Here is a 17,723-nt window from a genome sequence, read left to right as displayed (position 1 = left end):
TTGTAATTAAAATCGAATAAAAAAAAATACAACGAAAAAAGATGTTTACAGTAGAACAAATTGAATCTGCTCACGGCAAAGTAAAAACTGGAGCAGATTTTCCAAATTACATCAAAGAAATTAAGGAATTAGGCGTGAAATCTTTTGAAACATGGGTAAAAGACAGCCATACCGAATATTTTGGAGAAAATCATTTTAAGACAATATCAGAGTCTCAATATAAAGATTTAGCAATCGCTGATCATTCTGACCAGGAAAAGTTTATTCAGCAGCTTAAAAATCATCAGAGAGGAGAAACGGATTATATGAAATTTTGCGAAGACTGTGCTGAAACGGGAATTGAAAAATGGATTGTAGATCTGGATCAATTTACCTGCATTTACTACGATAAAGCCGGAAACGAAATTCTGACAGAAGAAATTCCTCATTAAAACTGAAGTCACAAATTAATTTTTGTGGCTTTTTTGTTTAGCTTTATGTTTTAAAACAGAACATGATAAAAGCACTTCTCTTTTTTATCACTTTCATTTTTGGATTTTGTTTTTTAAGCTGCAAAAAGGAAAACAGGGAAATCTCGCAACCTAAAAAAATTACTGTTGATGAAAATTTAAGTAAAAATGATACATTCAAAATTCTATCAAAATATCCTGAGCTTAAATTATTTAACAGTGAAAAAGTTGAAAGTCTAACAAGAACCGCTCATATTGTACAAGAAGATGGTTATTATGAAAGCTTTTTATATCCTCGAAGAAAGCAATACAGATTTTTTCAGTTCAGCGATTATAAATGCAAAACTGAATACAAAGGAGACACCATCAATATTTGGCTTAACAATTACAACGGATATTTTGGAAACGGAGTTTTGGTAAAGGTTTTTAATGATCAGTTTTTAATTCAAGATATTGACCCTAAAGCCTTAAAAGGTGAGATTAAATTTATCAATTCTTATCCGGTTTATCAGAAATTGGTTCTCAATAAGTACATCTTTCAAAAAAGCGACAGTATTTATGGGTTTATCGACTATGAGACGAAACTGGATTCTCTGGTTACTAAAAATTTCAAAGGATATTTTAGAACAAAAATTAAATACGAAAAATAATGACAGAAAGTCTAAAATCGCTATTCCTAAGGGATTTAAATAAACTGAAACAGGAGATTAAATCTTATAAGAATGAAACAAATCTCTGGAAAACAGAGACAAACATTTCAAATTCGGCAGGAAATTTAACGTTGCATATTGTGGGAAATCTCAGTCATTTTGTGGGAGCTGTTTTGGGAAATTCCGGATATGTAAGAAACAGGGAGCTTGAATTCTCATTAAAAGATATTCCGAGAATGGAATTGATTCAACAGATTGAAAAGACGATCGAAACGGTGACGATTACGCTTGAAAGGCTATCTGATGAAGACCTCCAGAAACCATATCCGCTTGAACCTTTGGGTTATGGAATGACGACAGAATATTTCCTGATCCATCTTTTCGGGCATTTAAATTATCATCTGGGACAGATCAATTATCACCAAAGATTGTTGGATTGATTTGCTTCTTCATCTATTTAACCACCCCGTCAAAAATTCTTCCGAATTTTCGCCACCCCTCCAAAGGAGGGGAATTCAGGCTTCGGAAAAGACTTTTATTTCTCGAACAGCATTTTGGTGATGAAATCTTTGGCTCCGTTTCCTCGCGCGGGAGAATATTCTCTTCCGTAGAAAATAATCTGAAGATGGAGTTTATTCCACACTTCTTCTTTCCAGAGTTTTTTGGCGTCTTTTTCGGTTTCTACTACGTTTTTTCCGGAAGTGAGCTTCCATTGTATCATTAATCGGTGAATGTGGGTATCTACCGGAAAAGCAGGAAATCCAAAGCCCTGACTCATCACCACGGATGCGGTTTTATGTCCAACTCCGGGAAGCGCTTCGAGTTCTTCATAGGTTTGCGGCACTACTCCATTATGTCTTTCCAGAAGAAGTTCTGCCATTCTTTTGAGGTTTTTGGCTTTGGTATTGGCTAGTCCTATTTCTTTGATTAATTCTTTAATCTGATATTCCTCCAGTTTTGCCATTCTCTGTGGAGTTCCGGCTACGCTGAAAAGTTCGGGCGTTACCTGATTCACCTTCTTATCGGTTGTCTGTGCAGAAAGCGCAACAGCAACCATTAACGTATAAGGATCGGTATGATCCAGCGGAATGGGAACTTCGGGATATAATTTTTCTAATTCGGTCTGTACGAGTTCGGCTCTTTGCTTTTTTGTCATGGAAGCATTAAATTTGAACAAAAATAAATCATTATGTTGAAAGTCGGAGATAAATTACCTCAATTTGAAGGAACCAATCAGGATGGCGAAACGGTACATTCTGAAAATCTGATCGGTAAAAAGCTTGTTGTCTTTTTCTATCCGAAAGCCAATACGCCCGGCTGTACTGCTGAAGCATGCAATCTGAGAGACAATTACGCTGACCTGAAGAAACAGGGATTTGAATTGTTGGGGGTAAGTGCAGATCCTGTAAAAAATCAGAAAAAATTCAGTGAAAAATTTGAATTTCCTTTTGATATCATTGCCGATGAAACGCGTGATATTATTGAAAAATTTAGCGTCTGGCAACTGAAAAAGTTTATGGGAAAAGAATTCATGGGAATTGTAAGAACCACTTTTGTTTTTGATGAAAACGGAATCTGTACAGAAGTTATCGATAAGGTAAAAACAAAAGATCACGCTGCACAGATTTTGAAATAGCTTTTAAATAATATTTCTAATTTAACCGCAAAAGGCTCAAAAGAATAAAAATCAGAGATCTTTAGAAGCTGTTGAATCTTTTTTGTGGCTTTTGCGGTTAAATAAAGAAGTTGTCTAAAGTAAAAACTATCCTAATCTGTTTCGTAATACATCAGTTCCTCCGGATCGTTGGGAATGGTGACATATTTTTGGAATTTCAACCCCAGTTTTTCAATTAATTTCTGAGAAAAAAAGTTGTCTTTTGTTGTAATGGCAGAAATCTTTTTCAATCCGAAATCCTGCATTCCGACTGATTTTATCTTTAAAGCGGCTTCATAAGCGTACCCTTTTCCTTCAAACTCATCTAAAAGCGAAAAGCCGATATCCACAACATCCAATCCTTCCCTTTCGAAAATTCCAACTCCTCCGATTTTATGATTCCCATCCTTTGTAAGCATTAAATAATTTCCATAGCCCAATCTTTCCATCTGAGGAAGAAAACGGTTTCTGATATAATCTTCTGCGTCAGAAAGTGTCTTCAAATTACGATCTCCGATAAACTGAATGAATTTCGGACGGTTGTAAAGATCCAGAATAAATGCTGTATCTTCCAGAGACATCGGACGAAGAATCAGACGTTCTGTTTCGTAAGAATTATTTTCGTTTTGTGGATCTTGCGGGTTTCTTTTTAGGCTCATCTTTCGGTTCTTCTTTTTTCTCGATCTTCAGCAATCTTGGGTTATTGGTGCATTTTTTATTATAAAGCTCAATATACGAACCATTATCTTTCGCTTCCGTAATTATTCCTGTTGATTTACTGATGGTTAAAGTAAAATATTTTTTCTGATAAGGACATTCTGTAGAAGTCAACTTTCCTAAATTCAGATAATAATTGGATTTATCTTCGTAATAATTCGCCGCAATATCTCTGAATTCTTCATCGATAATATAACCGTCTGTAGCTGCAGAAATGGCAGCATCCTGAATGTCATCAGGTTTTCCCACAAAGTTTTTAAGCCCTTCAAGAGTGGTAACATATTCTGTTTTTCCTCCGGATACATAGACGATGAAATAAAATTCATTTTCTTCCGCAATTCCGATATTGAATCCTGATGTCTGTGAAACATAATCTATCGCCGCTCCGGATTGTTTCAAAATACGTTCTTTCCCATAACTGCTGTGAATCAGCAGCCAGGAAGAGGCTTTAACATTCGGAATAATGTTCTGTAAAATACTGGAAACATTAGAAAAATGCTTCTTTTCCTGTGCGTAAGAAAATATTCCCAAAAACAAAAAACCGAATACCCAGAATTTTCTTATCAATGTTATCATAGTTATAGAACGAGGAAAAAAGAAAATTATTTTACATGAATTTATCTCCTTTCTTCAGGTTTTTAAGGTCTAAAACATAGTCTTTTATCAGCTGATCGTGATCTCTCGGGCAGATTAAAAGAGCCTTATCGGTATCTACAATGATGTAATTTTCCAATCCGTCGATAACCACTGCTTTATTGTTATTTTTCATACGGATTACATTTCCTTTTGCATTGTAGGTAAGAATCGGCTGTTTAGATTTTACGGCATTCAGATTCTCATCCTTGTCTGCATTTTCATAAACGGAAGTCCATGTTCCCAGATCGCTCCAGCCCAAATCTGCCGGAATTACATAAACGTTCTGTGCTTTTTCTAAAATCCCGTTATCAATAGAAATTTTCTGGACTTTAGGATAAATCAGTTCAATACAGCTTTTTTCACTGTCTGCATTGTATTCGCAAGCCATAAAATGCTGCGTCATTTCCGGAAGATACATTTCAAAAGCATGATGGATGCTTTTTACGTTCCAGATAAAAATGCCTGCATTCCAAAGGAAATCACCGCTTTCCAGAAAGCTTTTAGCAATTTCAAGAATCGGCTTTTCCGTAAAGGTCTTTACTTTATAATAATCTGAATCGTGCTTATCCACAAACTGAATATAACCGTATCCTGTGTCGGGTCTTGTAGGTGTAATTCCCAACGTTACCAGATATTCGTTCTTTGCAGCAATTTCAAAAGCCAGTTCTACTTTTTTCAGAAAAGTTTCTTCTTTTAAAATTAAATGATCTGCAGGAAGCACGATCATGGTTGCATCGGGATCTGTTTCAGCGATTTTATTCGCCATGTAAAGATTACACGGAGCCGTATTTTTAAGCAAAGGTTCGCCTACAATATTTTCCTGCGGAACTTCCGGCAACTGCTGATGCGAAAGCTCTACATATTCTTTATTCGTAATCACAAATATATTTTCATTAGGAATAATTCTGCTGATCCTGTCATAGGTCTGCTGAATCATGGTGCGTCCCACTCCTAAAATATCCTGAAACTGTTTCGGAAATTTCTGCGTACTCATAGGCCAGAATCTGCTTCCGATTCCACCTGCCATAATGACGCAATATCTGTTTGATTTTGACATTCTTATGTGTATTTTTCTACCCTTGCCAATGGTTTGAAAGAATACTTTCTTCCTGTAGCCAAGTTTTTACAAAGATAGTTTTTTTTAATTAGACCTTCTAAGAGGTACTTTTCGTTCCGGTAAATAAAAAGATCTCCTTTTTGAAGCGTTTCAATAAACACAAGCGTATCGTCCTGTTTCTCAATGTGAAAATATTTTACCAGCTCCGGACTTGCCATAAAATTGGCTTTCGGAGATTTCGAAAATTTAACAATGACTGGTCTTAAATTTTCTTCATATACCTCAAGACTCTGCAAAAGCATCTGCCGGAAAGTTTCTTTCCATTCGTTTCCGTGAGGAGAAATTCTTCTGCCATATTTTTCAAAGGCAATAAGATGCGCCAACTCATGGGTTAACACAAAGAAAAATAATTGCGGAGCCAAAGTGGAATTGATCGTAATCTCATGAGAATGATCCGGAAGTTTACGATAATCTCCCAGTTTGGAATTCCTGTTGCGTGTAACTTTTATATGAACATAATAGTCTGCAAACCAGATTTTTAAATATTGAAGCGTATTTTGCGGTAAATATTTTTCTAATGACTGAATAGACATTTTACAAACTTAATGGAATTCCGGCATAGAAATTCAACAATTTAAGACTGAAAACATAATTATATTTTGCCTGAGCTACAGAACCCTGTGCGTTAGCATAATTATTTCTTGCAATATTTACATCATAAATGGTAGATCTTCCCGCTGCATAACTTTTATCTGCAAACTCCAATGCAAGTTTGGTGCTTTTCTCTGCCTGAAGTGATGACAGATAGATTTCATAATTGGCATCCACATCAAACTGCGCTTTCTGAACATTCTGTCTTACGGTCTGTTTCTGCTGTTCTAAAGTTACTTTTGCCAGACTTTCATTTAGTTTAGACTGTTCTACCTGAAGTTTTGTAATTCCTTTATTGAAAATAGGGATATTGACAGAAAGAGCAGCCTGTTGTCCGAAATTGTCTTTATATTGAGAAAAGAATCCCTGTTCTTTTACATAGAAAAGAGCGGAACCTACATTATCTGTATTTAAAAGGTTATTGTAGAAAGAGCCGATTCCTGCACTTGCCGTAACAGTAGGCCAGAAAGCCGTTTTGGAAACTTCGGTCTGCGCCTGCGATGCTTTTATCCTGCTCTCCGCTGCTTTTACCTGCGGCTGAGTCTCGTAAGCTGTTGTTAAAACCTCATCTACAGATTTTAACTGCGGAGCCAACTGATCCGGAACATTTACATCTTCCACATCAAAATCTTTATATTCCTGAAGCTGTAAAAGCTGTGCTAAAGCAAATAAACTTCTTCCCACATTAATTTCAGCGGTCTTCAGGTTTTGTTTTTCTCTTGCCAGTCCTGCCTCTGCTTCCGCTAAAACCGTTTGTGCCGTTGTGCCTATTTCTGTAGTAATTTTTGATCTGTCATATTGTTTCTGAGCATTTTCAACAGCCGCCTGAGAAATTTTTACAATTTCTTTATTCAGTAAGGTTGTTAAATACTGCTGTGCAATCTGAAGAGAAATATCATTTTTAATGGTTTCAATATCATACTGACTTGCTTCTACATCGAATTCTGTTTTTCTGATTGTTTTTTCAAGTCTGCCGTTATTGTATACCAAAATATCTGCTCCCAGATTTGCACTGTTACTGAATCTGTCGTTTCTTAAACTTCCCGTCCCGAAAGAGGTCTGCCCGAAACTCACCGTATTCCCCACAGAACCGGAAACAGACGGAAGATAGTTTTTCTTGGCAATTTTCAGATTCAGATCCTGAGACTGTTTCGAATATTCATTTTGGATCACCTGAAGATTATGTTTGGTTGCATAATCCACACATTCTCTCAAAGACCATTTTTTCTGGGCATTGACTGCCAGACAAGATAATCCCAAAATAATAGTCAAAACCTTTTTCATACTCTATATATTTTTCCCTATTAGACGAAGTAAATATAAAAAAGTTACAGTTTTAATATTTCTTTTTAAAAAACTTTTGAGAATTTTGCATTATGACAAATGAACAATATCAGGAAGCGGTAGAATGGTTGTTCGTACAGGCTCCTAATTATCAGATAGACGGGCAGAAAGCATACAAGCCGGGATTGGACAATATCATAAAACTTTGCGATTTTTTCGGGAATCCTCAGGAAAAGATAAAATGTGTTCACATTGGCGGAACCAATGGGAAAGGATCTTCCAGCAATATGCTGGCTTCAGTGCTACAGGAATCGGGATATAAAACAGGACTGTACAACTCTCCTCACCTGATCGATTTTACAGAACGGATTAAGGTAAACGGTAATAATTGTGACAAAGAATTTGTTTATCATTTTATTCAGAAACTGAAAAATCTTCCTGAAGATATTCAGCCTTCTTTTTTTGAGTTTACCACCATTATGGCTTTTGAATATTTTCATCAGCAAAATGTAGATATTGCGATTATTGAAGTGGGCTTAGGCGGCAGACTGGATTCAACCAATATTATCAATCCTTTGGTGGCGGCCATTACGAATGTTCAGCTAGATCATCAGAATATTTTAGGAGATACCATTGAAGAAATTGCAGGAGAAAAAGCAGGAATTGTAAAACCCCGGATTCCGATTATTTCCGGTGATGAAAATGAAGTCGTAAAAAATATCATTAAAAATAAAGCGGATAAAGAAAATGCCCCTTTTATTGATGCTGCTGTGATAAAAACAGTGTTAAAATCTGATCTCGAAGGATATTATCAGGAAAAAAACATCAAAGTGGTTGTATGTTTAATTGAAGAATTAAAAAAACTAAATTATACCATCTCGGATGAAAATATTGAAAAAGGACTTTTACACGTTCATCAGAATACAGGATTTATCGGACGATGGTTCCAGTTTTCAGAAAATCCGCTTACCATTTGCGATACAGGGCATAATCAGGCAGGTCTGGAATATGTTTTTTCACAATTAAATTCCATCGATAAGCATAAACATATTATTTTAGGCTTTGTGAATGATAAAAAAATAGATGAAGTCATGAAAATTTTACCTGATAACTCTCAGTTTTATTTTGCAAAACCAGCCATCCATCGCGGAAGATACCCTGAAGATTACGAAAATTTACTGGTCGACGCGAAAATTTTTTACAAAATTTTCGATTCTGTACAGCAGGCGTATCTTTCTGCAAAAGAGCAATGTACAAATGAAGAAATGATTTTTATCGGCGGAAGCAACTTTGTAGTGGGAGAATTTTTAGAAAAAAATTTGGAGATTTCTAAATAAGTCGTATATTTGCACCACTCTAATCGAGGAAACAACGATAAAGAGGGTTCTTAGCTCAGTTGGTTCAGAGCATCTGGTTTACACCCAGAGGGTCGGGGGTTCGAATCCCTCAGGACCCACAGAAAAGGAAACGAAACCTTTCAAAAAAATTCGGGTTCTTAGCTCAGTTGGTTCAGAGCATCTGGTTTACACCCAGAGGGTCGGGGGTTCGAATCCCTCAGGACCCACAGAAATCTCTCTTTTTTAAGGGAGATTTTTTTGTTTTATATACTTATCTCCTATTCATGGATCAATCGCAAAAGTTGGGGGCTATGCAAAAAGTTTAGCTAATCTGAATAGAAAGAAAGTTCTGTCTTTTACTCCACGAAGCTGTAATCTAAAGTTTTTGATTTTGGCATTGAAGGATTCCGCAGCGGCATTGAAATATCCCTGTAATGATTCATTATTGTTTTTCTTAAGGTAGAAAAAGATTTAAAATCTGCTTCTTCCACCTCTTTGAACCAATGCGCCAGTTTAGTCATCGCCAATGATTTTGGAATATTCTGATTATAAATCTTTCGCAGTCCATCGGTCAATTGATATGCTTTCTCCAGATCGGGATACTGAGCAAAAAGAATAACAGCTCTCTGTTTTTGGGAAATTGTCCATTTTTCACGGCTTTTATAAAGCAAATACCGGCTTCTTGCTAAAAGCTGTTTGCGTAAATCACCGTTTTCAAATATTTCTATACCTGAGTTTTTTCTTCCTCCAGTCCTTGCGTTACCGTATTTTCCATTTCAATAGCATCCCAACGATGTCTGATCCTGATTTCCTGAAGGGCTTCTGTAGCCAGCTTCTGAACATGAAGGCGGTCAATTACCGGTGTTGCACCAGGGAAGCAGCGTTGGGCAATACGCTTCATGGAACCCGCCATATCCAAAGTAATTTCATTTACCTTGATCCGAAGTTTTCTGCTGATTTTTAAAAGATGCGTGATGACAAAATCACTCCGGGTACCTTTTATGATGGCAACAATGCTTCCTTTCCTGCCTCGTGCAGTCTTGGAGGTAAGCACCGTGTAGAGTTCTCCGTCAGAGAGTGCCACTTCATCTAAGGATAAAGATGATGAGAGATTTTCAGGGTAAATGATCCAGTCTTCTGCGTGTCGTTTCTGTTCCCAGCTATGATACTCGCTGAGTTTATTCTTGTATTGCCTCTGAAAGGTCTTGCCTTTGATCCCGAAAAATTCTGCTATGACTTTTAGGGGAAGAGCTTTAGTGTCGGCTAATTTTTTTTAAGAAGCCTGCTAAATCCTTTGTCATGCGTGTTCCTTTCGCTACCAGCTGCCAGTCTCTTTGAAGGATTTCACCAGAGGATTTATCAGTCCATCTTCTTCTTTTCACATGAAGTTTTACGATTTTACCCCGTAATGGATAATCATCTATAATGATTTCAGGTAAAAAGCCCTTCGATTCCAGCTGTCTTTCTTTAAATTCATGAGGAATACTGCTTTTTTCTTCAAAATAAAGATGAAGTTCTGCATCATGTGTTTCTGCTTTGAGGATATCAAAGTGTTCAACTAAAAATTCAGGAAGTAACAATTTAAGAAGTTCTTGTTCGATTAGCATTAGGCAAAGATAAAACTACTTAACATCCCCCCCAAGTTTTGCGCTTGATCCGAAATTCTGAAACAAATAAATGATAATTCAATAGATGAAGAACTTAAACAACTTAAAATTAAAATACAAGCCTTGAAAGATGAGGAAAGATATTTGAAAGAAATCAGAACAAATATTATTGCTCACAAAGATGAAAACCCATTTACACAAATACAAGTTTTTCAAGATTTAGACCCTAAGAGGATATTTACAACTGGGGATAGTATTTTTAATTTACATCTGGAATTAAATAATTTCTTTTTGAAAATCCTTAATGAAATTCAGAATTTAGATAAAACATAATTTTTTCAATAGAAAAAAGATGTTAACACATTCTGGATAAACCAGAGTTCTCAATATATAATTATCCATAATAAATTTAAAACAAATTTTAATGCGACAAGTTTTGTCGTTGCCTGTATTTACATTTGGCTCATAATAAATTCAAATGATTATGATACAGAGATTAAATTATGTTTTAAGCAGAGACTTTGACAGCTCTTTAGGACAAAACAGTGTATTTTATGAAACTGGAGTTACTATCTTTGAGTGGACATAATAGCTAAGCCCCGATGCTCTATCTTTAAGAAATGAAAAACAGAAGGAAGAATTACAGTTTAGAATTTAAACTTAAAGCTTTGGAATTATTAGAAGAGAGAGGTTGTAGTATGACTTCTTTAGGACGAGAACTTGGAGTCAATCCAGACAACATCAAACGTTGGAGCAAGGAGTTTAAATCAGGAAAATTAACAGCAGGCTCTACTATAAAGGAAAAGAGTAAGGAAGAGCTGGAAATTATCCGTCTGAACAAAGAGCTTGCTGATATAAAATTAGAACATGAAATCTTAAAAAAGGCGGTAAGCATCTTTTCCAGGAGCGGCAGGTAAAATATCGTTTTATAGAATCTCATACGAATATATTTCCTGTTGAAAAGATGTGTAAAGTACTAAGAGTGAGCAGAAGTTCATATTATAAATGGCTTGTTGGGATTCCATCAAAAAGAGCATTGTATAATCAAATGCTGAGTGATGAAATCAAAAAAATGTATGTTTTTTATAAAGGTCGGTATGGCAGTCCCAGAATAGCTAAAGAACTGGAATCATTGGGAATAAAAGCGTCTCAACAGCGAGTAGCAAGACTGATGCAGAAGCATTCATTACGAAGTATATTGAAAAGGAAATTTAAGGTGACTACCGATTCATCTCATAAATATCCTGTTGTGGAAAATCATTTGAACAGGAATTTTTCGGTGCAGAAACCCAATTCTGCATGGGTATCGGATATCACTTACATAAGAACCCAACAAGGCTGGCTGTATCTTACTACTGTAATAGATTTATTTGATAGAAAAGTAATTGGATGGTCTCTGAGTTCCACCATGTATGCTAAAGACACAAGCATGGCGGCTTTTAAAATGGCTCTTTCCAATCGCCCATTAATGAAAACGGATTCACTCATTTTCCATTCTGACAGAGGGGTTCAATATGCCTGTAAGGAGTTTGTATCTATGGTCGGAAAAAACAGACAAATTATTAGAAGTATGAGCAGGAAAGGGAATTGCTGGGATAATGCTGTGGCTGAAAGTTTCTTTAAAACGCTGAAAATGGAACTTATTTATCAGAATAGATATGAAACCAGAAAACAGGCTGAACTCTCAATATTTGATTACATAGAAGGATTCTATAATAATCACAGAAGACATAAGTATCTGAAAAATAAAACGAGATTAGAATTTAATCAACTTATTATTAACAAATTTAAAATCGCAGCATAGGGCTAAGGAAATTTGTCCACTTTTTTGTAGGAAGTTCATAAAATCTTTTCCACTATTTTCTGCACATGCAACTCCTCAAGACAAGCCCAGTCTCCGCGATAGCATTCTTTATCCCCAAAAACAGAACAGGGTCTGCAAGTAAGGTCTTTCACCTGAACCACATCTTCTTCTCTTTGTCCGAATCCTAAAAAACCTGCAAAAGGATGAGTCTGCCCCCACACGGAAACACATCTTGTTCCCATAAGACTTGCCAGATGCATATTGGCGGAATCCATGGAGATCATTAATTCTAATGTCGAAATTTTATTTAACTCTTCCTGAAGGCTTAATTTTCCGGCTAAACTGAAGGTATTCGGGATTTCTCTCTCCCACTGTTCCAGCGTTTCAGCTTCAGACTTTCCCCCTCCGAAAAAATAAATCGTCTGTTTTTGTGCTAAAATTTTAGCCAGTTCAAAAGATTTTTCAAGAGGAAGCATTTTTCCACGATGCTGAGCAAAAGGCGCAAACCCTATTCCTGATTTTTCTCCGGAAATCGGTCTCAATGCATGAGAAAGCTCAACGTTAAAGCCCATTTCTCGAAAAACATCTGCATAACGTTCTACCGTTTTTTTTAATTGGGTTTTATTTAAATTCCAAACATTCGTGAGATCTTCTTTTTCTTCTTTTCCCTTATTGATTTTGAATACTTTAAGCCCCTTTCTTCTGTAAATTTTGTCGAGAATCTTAGTGCGGATTACATCATGAAGATTCGCAATAAGATCCGGATGAAATTCTTTAATTAATTCATTGGCAAGACGTCTCAATCCAAATATTCCTTTATAGTCATCAAGGTTAACTCCTTTGAATATAACGTTCGGAATATCAGCAAATAAAGCTTCAAAATTCTTTCGGGAAACCATCACAATTTCTACATCGGGATTTTGTTCCAGAAACTCACGGAAAACGGGAGCTGTCATCGCAACATCCCCAAAAGCAGAAAAACGGTATGCTAAAATTCGGGTCACAGATTAAGACTTCAGTTGATATGCGACTGCGTAAAATTTAATCTGCTTCGTCATTGCCATCAAACCATTGGCTCTGGAAGGCGAAAGAAACTCCTGCAGACCAATTTCAGCAATAAATTCGAAATCAGAATCCAGAATTTCCTGTGTAGAATGACCGCTGTAAATGCTTACCAGAAGCGAAACAATACCTTTCGGCAAAATCCCGTCCGAATCTGCCTCAAAAAACAGCTTTCCATCCTTAAATTCAGCATCAATCCAAACTTTACTCTGACAGCCTTTAATCAGGTTTTCTTCCGTTTTTTTGTCTTCAGAAAGCCCCTTCAGCTCTTTTCCAAGATCAATAATATATTCGTATTTCTGCTCCCAGTCTTCAAGAAAAGCAAATTCGTCGATGATTTCCTGCTGTTTTTCTTTAATAGTCATTGTAAACTGATTTCTTTCTGCAAAGATAGCCAAATTAAAAAGATGTTGAATTTATTTGAAGCTATTCCCGCTTTCTGCTGTATCTTTTTTACCCGTTCTTATCCCCATGCAAAAAAAGGATGTCGCGGCAATCGGGGCTAAAATTGCAGTCATCCATATCAGATATTTGACATAAATAAATTTGTCTTTCTGAAAAAACATAAAATAATATGAATAAACCATCTCAAAAGAATCAAGCTTAGATCCTTGTAGGATGACAAACTTAATAGAATTATCTAAAGAGAAGCTTTTTCAAAAAGCTGTAAGATTTTGGTTTCTTCGTTTTCCCAACAAAATACTTTTGCCGCTTTTTCAAGCTCAGTTTTATAGTTTAGGCGTCCCCTTTCAAGAACTTTATTCAAAGCCGCAGCTATTTTCTCCGGATCATGATCTGTAACAACTTCACCTATATCAAACTGCTTTTTTATACGAAGCATTTCAGGGAAATTGATCATTACCAACGGCACTCTGGATTGTATATAATCACAGACTTTATTGGGAAGAGAATAATAATAACTCACCCCATTATTTTCTTCAAGACTGAATCCTGTATCTGCTGTTTTTGTTACTTCTCTGAGATTTTCGGGCTTCAGTTTACCAAGAAAAAAAACTTTATGCTGAAGCTTTTCCTTCGCGACAAGATCTTCATACTCCTTCTTTTTAGGGCCGTCACCGGCAATTTTAAGAACAGCATTCTCAATTGAGTGCATGGCAACAATAACCTTATCAATTCCGCGGGATTGATTAACAGCTCCCTGATAAAGAATTATTTTAGGATTATTTTCTGGAATTTCGGGAGTAGAAATAATTTCTCTTGGAATATTTCTTACGACGATAGGATTTACTTTATATTTTTCCTTAAACCATTCGGCATAGCTTTCACTCTCCGTCATCATGAATTTAATTTTGGGTACAATGCTTTTTTCCAATATCCTCCAAACCTTTTGCGAAAGCTTATTCTGTATTGCGGGCATCTCTGTAAAAATTTCATGACTGTCAAAAACCAAAGGAATATTTAATTTTTTTGAAATAAGATAATTTGGCAGAAGCGCATCTATATCATTGGCATGAAGAATTGTATTTTTGTCAGCTTTTTTCTTTAATTCCTTATATAACTTCCAATTGAACTCAAAATACGCCGTTTTTAAAGTCTTAGATTTTATTTTTATCCTCTCAAAAGGATACGGACGCTCCATCTTTTCGTTTCCTCCCCAGTCATTGCCAATTAGTTCTATATTATATCCACTGTCAAAAAGAGTTTTACATACTTTCTCTATTCTCTGATCAGTATAAAGATTGCTGAATGCTGAAGTTATTATTTTCTTCTTCATTAATTTTTCTTATCAAATATTAGATAATACATTTGAATAAAACAGATGAGTCCATTTGGAATAATAACCGGCCAAAGCATGCCGCTGAAAATTCCGTAAATGACAAAACAGATACAGCCGATCATATTCACGATCCTTATTTTTCTAACATCTTTCAAGATGAAACTCAATACAATAAAAACAGATGCAGAATATCCTATATAACTTGCAAAATCAGAATTCATGAATAAAAATTTCGGGGAGACAAACTTAATCATTTTCAATAAGATAATAAAATTTTTTCTGCCATAAAGTCATTTATTGCTTTTTGGTAAAATATTTGTAATTTAGATAATGAATAAATGGCAATGTTGCTTTTATTCTAATGAGATATATTATGGATTATAAGTTTTCACAAGGTTTGAGCCAAGTGTTCAAACAAAGCAAGAGCGAAGCGAAAAGGCTCAAAAGTGAATTTCTTAATACAGAACATCTACTTTTAGGTATTATAAAAACAGAAAACTCTGCAAAAGAAATCCTTCAAAACCTTAATGCGGATCTAACACAAATCAGAAGAAAAATTGAAACTTTAAATACAGCAAGTCTAAATCCTATTTCTGAGGAGGTTACCAATATTTCTTTCACGAAAATGGCAGATCATGCCATCAAACGTGCTGAACTTGAATGCAGACAATACAAAAGCAATGAGATTAATACCGTTCATCTGCTTTTAGGCATTCTTTACAAATATGAGGACCCTACTTCAAACATATTAGGAGCTTACGACATCGACTATGAAGGAGTTTCAAAAGAATATCAGACTATGTTGAAAAATTCCGGACAGGCACCACAAATGAGTGCTTACGACGACGACGACGAAAGAGAAGATTTTGAGCAAATGAGAAAGCCTACAGGAAATTTAGGCTCTGCTAAAAGTAAAACACCAACACTGGATAACTTCGGTAGAGACTTAACTTCTCTGGCAAGAGACGGGAAATTAGATCCTGTTATCGGTCGTGAAAAAGAAATTGAGAGAGTTTCTCAGATCCTTTCAAGAAGAAAGAAAAACAATCCTTTGCTAATCGGGGAACCGGGAGTTGGTAAATCTGCCATCGCGGAAGGTCTGGCTTTAAGAATTCAGCAGAAAAAAGTTTCCAGAGTCCTTTATGGAAAACGAGTGATCACTTTAGATCTTGCAAGTTTAGTCGCCGGAACAAAATACCGTGGTCAGTTTGAAGAAAGAATGAAGGCGATCATGACGGAGCTGGAAAAGAACAGAGACGTGATCTTATTCATTGATGAGCTTCACACCATTGTTGGTGCGGGTAGCTCAACAGGAAGTTTAGATGCTTCCAATATGTTCAAACCGGCTTTGGCAAGAGGTGAAATTCAATGCATCGGAGCGACTACTCTGGATGAATACCGTCAGTACATTGAAAAGGACGGCGCATTAGAAAGAAGATTCCAGAAAGTAATGGTGGAACCTACTTCTATTGACGAAACCGTTCAGATTTTAAATCAGATCAAAGATAAATACGAAGAGCACCACAATGTAATTTATACACCTGAAGCAATTGCAGCGTGTGTAAATCTTACATCAAGATATATTACAGACCGTTTCCTACCGGACAAAGCGATTGATGCGATGGACGAAGCGGGATCACGAGTGTATATTAAAAATATGAAAGTTCCTACTGAAATCATCGATTTTGAAAAGAAAATCGAAGAGATCAAGGAATTAAAACAAAAAGCAGTAAAAGCGCAGGATTATCTGGAAGCGAGAAAACTGAAAGATGAAGAAGAAAGGCTTCAGATGGAACTGAATTCTGCTCAGGATAAATGGGACAAAGATGTAAAAGAGAAAAAAGAAACCGTAACAGAAGAAAATGTAGCGGAAGTAGTTTCTATGATGAGCGGTGTTCCTGTTACCAAAGTCGGTAAAAACGAACTGGATAAACTTGCCGGAATGGATGGAAACCTGAACGGAAAAGTAATCGGTCAGGAAGATGCGGTGAAAAAAGTTGTGAAAGCAATTCAAAGAAACAGAGCCGGTCTTAAAGATCCGAACCGTCCGATCGGCACATTCATTTTCTTAGGAACAACAGGGGTTGGTAAAACAGAGCTGGCTAAAGTAATGGCAAGAGAACTTTTCGAATCTGATGAATCTTTGATCAGAATCGATATGAGTGAATACATGGAGAAATTTGCCGTTTCAAGATTGGTAGGTGCGCCTCCTGGATACGTTGGATATGAGGAAGGCGGACAATTAACAGAAGCGGTAAGAAGAAAACCTTATGCTGTGGTTCTTTTAGATGAGATTGAAAAAGCACATCCTGATGTATTCAATATTTTGCTGCAAATCTTAGATGAAGGTCACGTTACAGACAGTTTAGGAAGAAAAATCGATTTTAGAAATACAATCATTATTCTTACTTCAAACATCGGTACAAGAGATCTTAAAGATTTCGGTGATGGTGTCGGATTCGGAACTTCTGCGAAAAAATCAACAACAGATTCCAGAGCAAGAAGTACGATTGAAAATGCGCTTAAAAAAGCATTCTCACCAGAATTCCTGAACAGAATTGATGATATCGTTATCTTTAATTCTCTTGAAAAAGAAGACATCAAGAAAATCATTGATCTTGAACTGAACAAATTGTATTCAAGACTTGAAAAATTAGGATATAAAGTAGAACTGACAGAAGAAGCGAAAGACTTTATTTCTGAAAAAGGATGGGATAAAGATTTCGGAGCAAGACCATTAAAAAGAGCGATCCAGAAATACATTGAAGATTTATTGGCAGAAATGCTCGTAAACAAACAATTAACAGAAGGAGAAACCGTAGTTCTTGATCTGAATGAAGCGAAAGACGGTTTGGCAGGGAAAACTTCAAAGCCAAAAAAATCTGCTGCAGAGAAGTCTTCTCAATCGTAAGTAAATAATTTAATATAACAGAAAAGCATCGGGAAAATTTCCGATGCTTTTTTATTGATTTTTTAAAACAGGTAATGTACTGAAAAATAGTTGGTGAAATTCAGGATATATTTTAATAAATTATGCACGTTAATCCGAAGAGGACAAAAGCACTGGTGGAGATCAA

At 36.0% G+C, this 17,723-nt stretch carries 21 protein-coding genes and 2 tRNA genes; 10 read left to right on the top strand and 13 right to left on the bottom strand.

Annotation, left to right across the window (positions count from 1 at the left end; all coding sequences use genetic code 11):
• The first annotated feature begins 41 nt into the window (after positions 1–41).
• The 3 genes from DD829_RS12015 to DD829_RS12005 all read left to right on the top strand — a co-directional run bounded on the left by DD829_RS12015 (position 42) and on the right by DD829_RS12005 (position 1,539).
• A complete protein-coding gene (locus tag DD829_RS12015) occupies positions 42–431 on the top strand; it encodes a DUF1398 domain-containing protein (RefSeq protein ID WP_108408802.1) in 390 nt (129 codons plus the stop codon).
• 62 nt (positions 432–493) lie between these two features.
• Positions 494–1,099 (top strand): hypothetical protein, encoded by a 606-nt coding sequence (locus DD829_RS12010; protein ID WP_108408801.1) that lies wholly within the window; start codon positions 494–496, stop codon positions 1,097–1,099.
• Positions 1,099–1,539 (top strand): DinB family protein, encoded by a 441-nt coding sequence (locus DD829_RS12005; RefSeq protein ID WP_108408800.1) that lies wholly within the window; start codon positions 1,099–1,101, stop codon positions 1,537–1,539. Before DD829_RS12010 ends, DD829_RS12005 begins: the two co-directional genes overlap by 1 nt.
• A gap of 95 nt (positions 1,540–1,634) precedes the next feature.
• Here DD829_RS12005 and DD829_RS12000 read toward each other — a convergent pair whose 3' ends face one another.
• A complete protein-coding gene (locus DD829_RS12000; protein ID WP_108408799.1) occupies positions 1,635–2,255 on the bottom strand; it encodes an endonuclease III domain-containing protein in 621 nt (206 codons plus the stop codon).
• A 33-nt stretch (positions 2,256–2,288) separates the two neighbouring features.
• Here DD829_RS12000 and bcp point away from each other — a divergent pair, with 33 nt between their 5' ends.
• Positions 2,289–2,735, top strand: coding sequence for a thioredoxin-dependent thiol peroxidase (gene bcp, locus DD829_RS11995; protein WP_108408798.1), 447 nt, complete (start codon positions 2,289–2,291; stop codon positions 2,733–2,735).
• A 131-nt stretch (positions 2,736–2,866) separates the two neighbouring features.
• On the opposite strand, the gene DD829_RS11990 is transcribed toward bcp, so the two are convergent.
• From DD829_RS11990 to DD829_RS11970, 5 genes are read right to left on the bottom strand one after another with little or no spacing between them, the layout of a single operon-like run.
• Positions 2,867–3,412 (bottom strand): GNAT family N-acetyltransferase, encoded by a 546-nt coding sequence (locus tag DD829_RS11990; protein ID WP_108408797.1) that lies wholly within the window; start codon positions 3,410–3,412, stop codon positions 2,867–2,869.
• Positions 3,369–4,046 (bottom strand): hypothetical protein, encoded by a 678-nt coding sequence (locus DD829_RS11985; protein WP_108408796.1) that lies wholly within the window; start codon positions 4,044–4,046, stop codon positions 3,369–3,371. The genes DD829_RS11990 and DD829_RS11985 overlap by 44 nt, the downstream gene beginning before the upstream one ends.
• Before the next feature lie 31 nt (positions 4,047–4,077).
• Complete coding sequence (locus DD829_RS11980; RefSeq protein ID WP_076394097.1) at positions 4,078–5,163, bottom strand: mannose-1-phosphate guanylyltransferase; 1,086 nt, start codon at positions 5,161–5,163, stop codon at positions 4,078–4,080.
• Positions 5,164–5,165: 2 nt separating this feature from the next.
• Positions 5,166–5,756: a SprT-like domain-containing protein gene (locus tag DD829_RS11975; protein ID WP_108408795.1), complete on the bottom strand. Its 591-nt coding sequence runs from the start codon at positions 5,754–5,756 to the stop codon at positions 5,166–5,168.
• A 1-nt stretch (position 5,757) separates the two neighbouring features.
• A complete protein-coding gene (locus DD829_RS11970) occupies positions 5,758–7,098 on the bottom strand; it encodes a TolC family protein (protein ID WP_108408794.1) in 1,341 nt (446 codons plus the stop codon).
• A gap of 92 nt (positions 7,099–7,190) precedes the next feature.
• On the opposite strand from DD829_RS11970, the gene DD829_RS11965 reads away from it, so the two are divergent.
• The 3 genes from DD829_RS11965 (at position 7,191) to DD829_RS11955 (ending at position 8,662) form a co-directional block, all read left to right on the top strand.
• Entirely contained in the window at positions 7,191–8,435 is a 1,245-nt protein-coding gene (locus tag DD829_RS11965; protein ID WP_108408793.1) for a bifunctional folylpolyglutamate synthase/dihydrofolate synthase, read from the top strand.
• A 44-nt stretch (positions 8,436–8,479) separates the two neighbouring features.
• A tRNA-Val gene (locus DD829_RS11960) sits at positions 8,480–8,554 on the top strand.
• Positions 8,555–8,587: 33 nt separating this feature from the next.
• Positions 8,588–8,662: transfer RNA gene (locus DD829_RS11955), tRNA-Val, on the top strand.
• Positions 8,663–8,791: 129 nt separating this feature from the next.
• Here the strand turns inward: DD829_RS11955 and DD829_RS24340 are convergent.
• The 3 genes from DD829_RS24340 to DD829_RS11945 all read right to left on the bottom strand — a co-directional run bounded on the left by DD829_RS24340 (position 8,792) and on the right by DD829_RS11945 (position 10,042).
• Complete coding sequence (locus DD829_RS24340; RefSeq protein WP_262497960.1) at positions 8,792–9,106, bottom strand: transposase; 315 nt, start codon at positions 9,104–9,106, stop codon at positions 8,792–8,794.
• Positions 9,107–9,159: 53 nt separating this feature from the next.
• Complete coding sequence (locus tag DD829_RS24335) at positions 9,160–9,519, bottom strand: transposase (protein ID WP_262497959.1); 360 nt, start codon at positions 9,517–9,519, stop codon at positions 9,160–9,162.
• A 169-nt stretch (positions 9,520–9,688) separates the two neighbouring features.
• On the bottom strand, positions 9,689–10,042 hold the full coding sequence (locus tag DD829_RS11945; RefSeq protein ID WP_108408792.1) for a transposase: 354 nt from the start codon (positions 10,040–10,042) through the stop codon (positions 9,689–9,691).
• A 123-nt stretch (positions 10,043–10,165) separates the two neighbouring features.
• On the opposite strand from DD829_RS11945, the gene DD829_RS11940 reads away from it, so the two are divergent.
• A complete protein-coding gene (locus DD829_RS11940; protein ID WP_116547787.1) occupies positions 10,166–10,375 on the top strand; it encodes a hypothetical protein in 210 nt (69 codons plus the stop codon).
• Positions 10,376–10,662: 287 nt separating this feature from the next.
• Positions 10,663–11,846 (top strand): IS3 family transposase gene (locus DD829_RS11935; protein ID WP_228408180.1). Its coding sequence is split into 2 segments (ribosomal slippage): positions 10,663–10,915 and positions 10,915–11,846, totalling 1,185 coding nucleotides; the frame shifts between segments, so codons are not numbered across the junction.
• A 35-nt stretch (positions 11,847–11,881) separates the two neighbouring features.
• Here the strand turns inward: DD829_RS11935 and DD829_RS11930 are convergent.
• From DD829_RS11930 to DD829_RS24120, 4 genes are all read right to left on the bottom strand, one after another.
• Positions 11,882–12,850 carry a glycosyltransferase family 9 protein gene (locus tag DD829_RS11930; protein WP_228408179.1) on the bottom strand — a complete coding sequence of 323 codons (969 nt, stop codon included), beginning with the start codon at positions 12,848–12,850 and terminating at the stop codon, positions 11,882–11,884.
• 3 nt (positions 12,851–12,853) lie between these two features.
• Positions 12,854–13,273 (bottom strand): SufE family protein, encoded by a 420-nt coding sequence (locus DD829_RS11925; RefSeq protein WP_076394104.1) that lies wholly within the window; start codon positions 13,271–13,273, stop codon positions 12,854–12,856.
• A gap of 275 nt (positions 13,274–13,548) precedes the next feature.
• On the bottom strand, positions 13,549–14,643 hold the full coding sequence (locus tag DD829_RS11920; RefSeq protein ID WP_108409428.1) for a glycosyltransferase: 1,095 nt from the start codon (positions 14,641–14,643) through the stop codon (positions 13,549–13,551).
• On the bottom strand, positions 14,643–14,867 hold the full coding sequence (locus DD829_RS24120; protein WP_108409427.1) for a uroporphyrinogen decarboxylase: 225 nt from the start codon (positions 14,865–14,867) through the stop codon (positions 14,643–14,645). The genes DD829_RS11920 and DD829_RS24120 overlap by 1 nt, the downstream gene beginning before the upstream one ends.
• Before the next feature lie 152 nt (positions 14,868–15,019).
• Here DD829_RS24120 and DD829_RS11910 point away from each other — a divergent pair, with 152 nt between their 5' ends.
• Positions 15,020–17,557 (top strand): ATP-dependent Clp protease ATP-binding subunit, encoded by a 2,538-nt coding sequence (locus tag DD829_RS11910; RefSeq protein ID WP_108409426.1) that lies wholly within the window; start codon positions 15,020–15,022, stop codon positions 17,555–17,557.
• The last annotated feature ends 166 nt before the right edge of the window (positions 17,558–17,723 follow it).

The organism is Chryseobacterium sp. HMWF035 (assembly GCF_003094695.1).
Classification (GTDB): Bacteria; Bacteroidota; Bacteroidia; order Flavobacteriales; family Weeksellaceae; genus Chryseobacterium; species Chryseobacterium gambrini.
The sequence above is the reverse complement of the archived record's forward strand: the minus strand, read 5'-3'. Positions and strand labels throughout refer to the sequence as shown.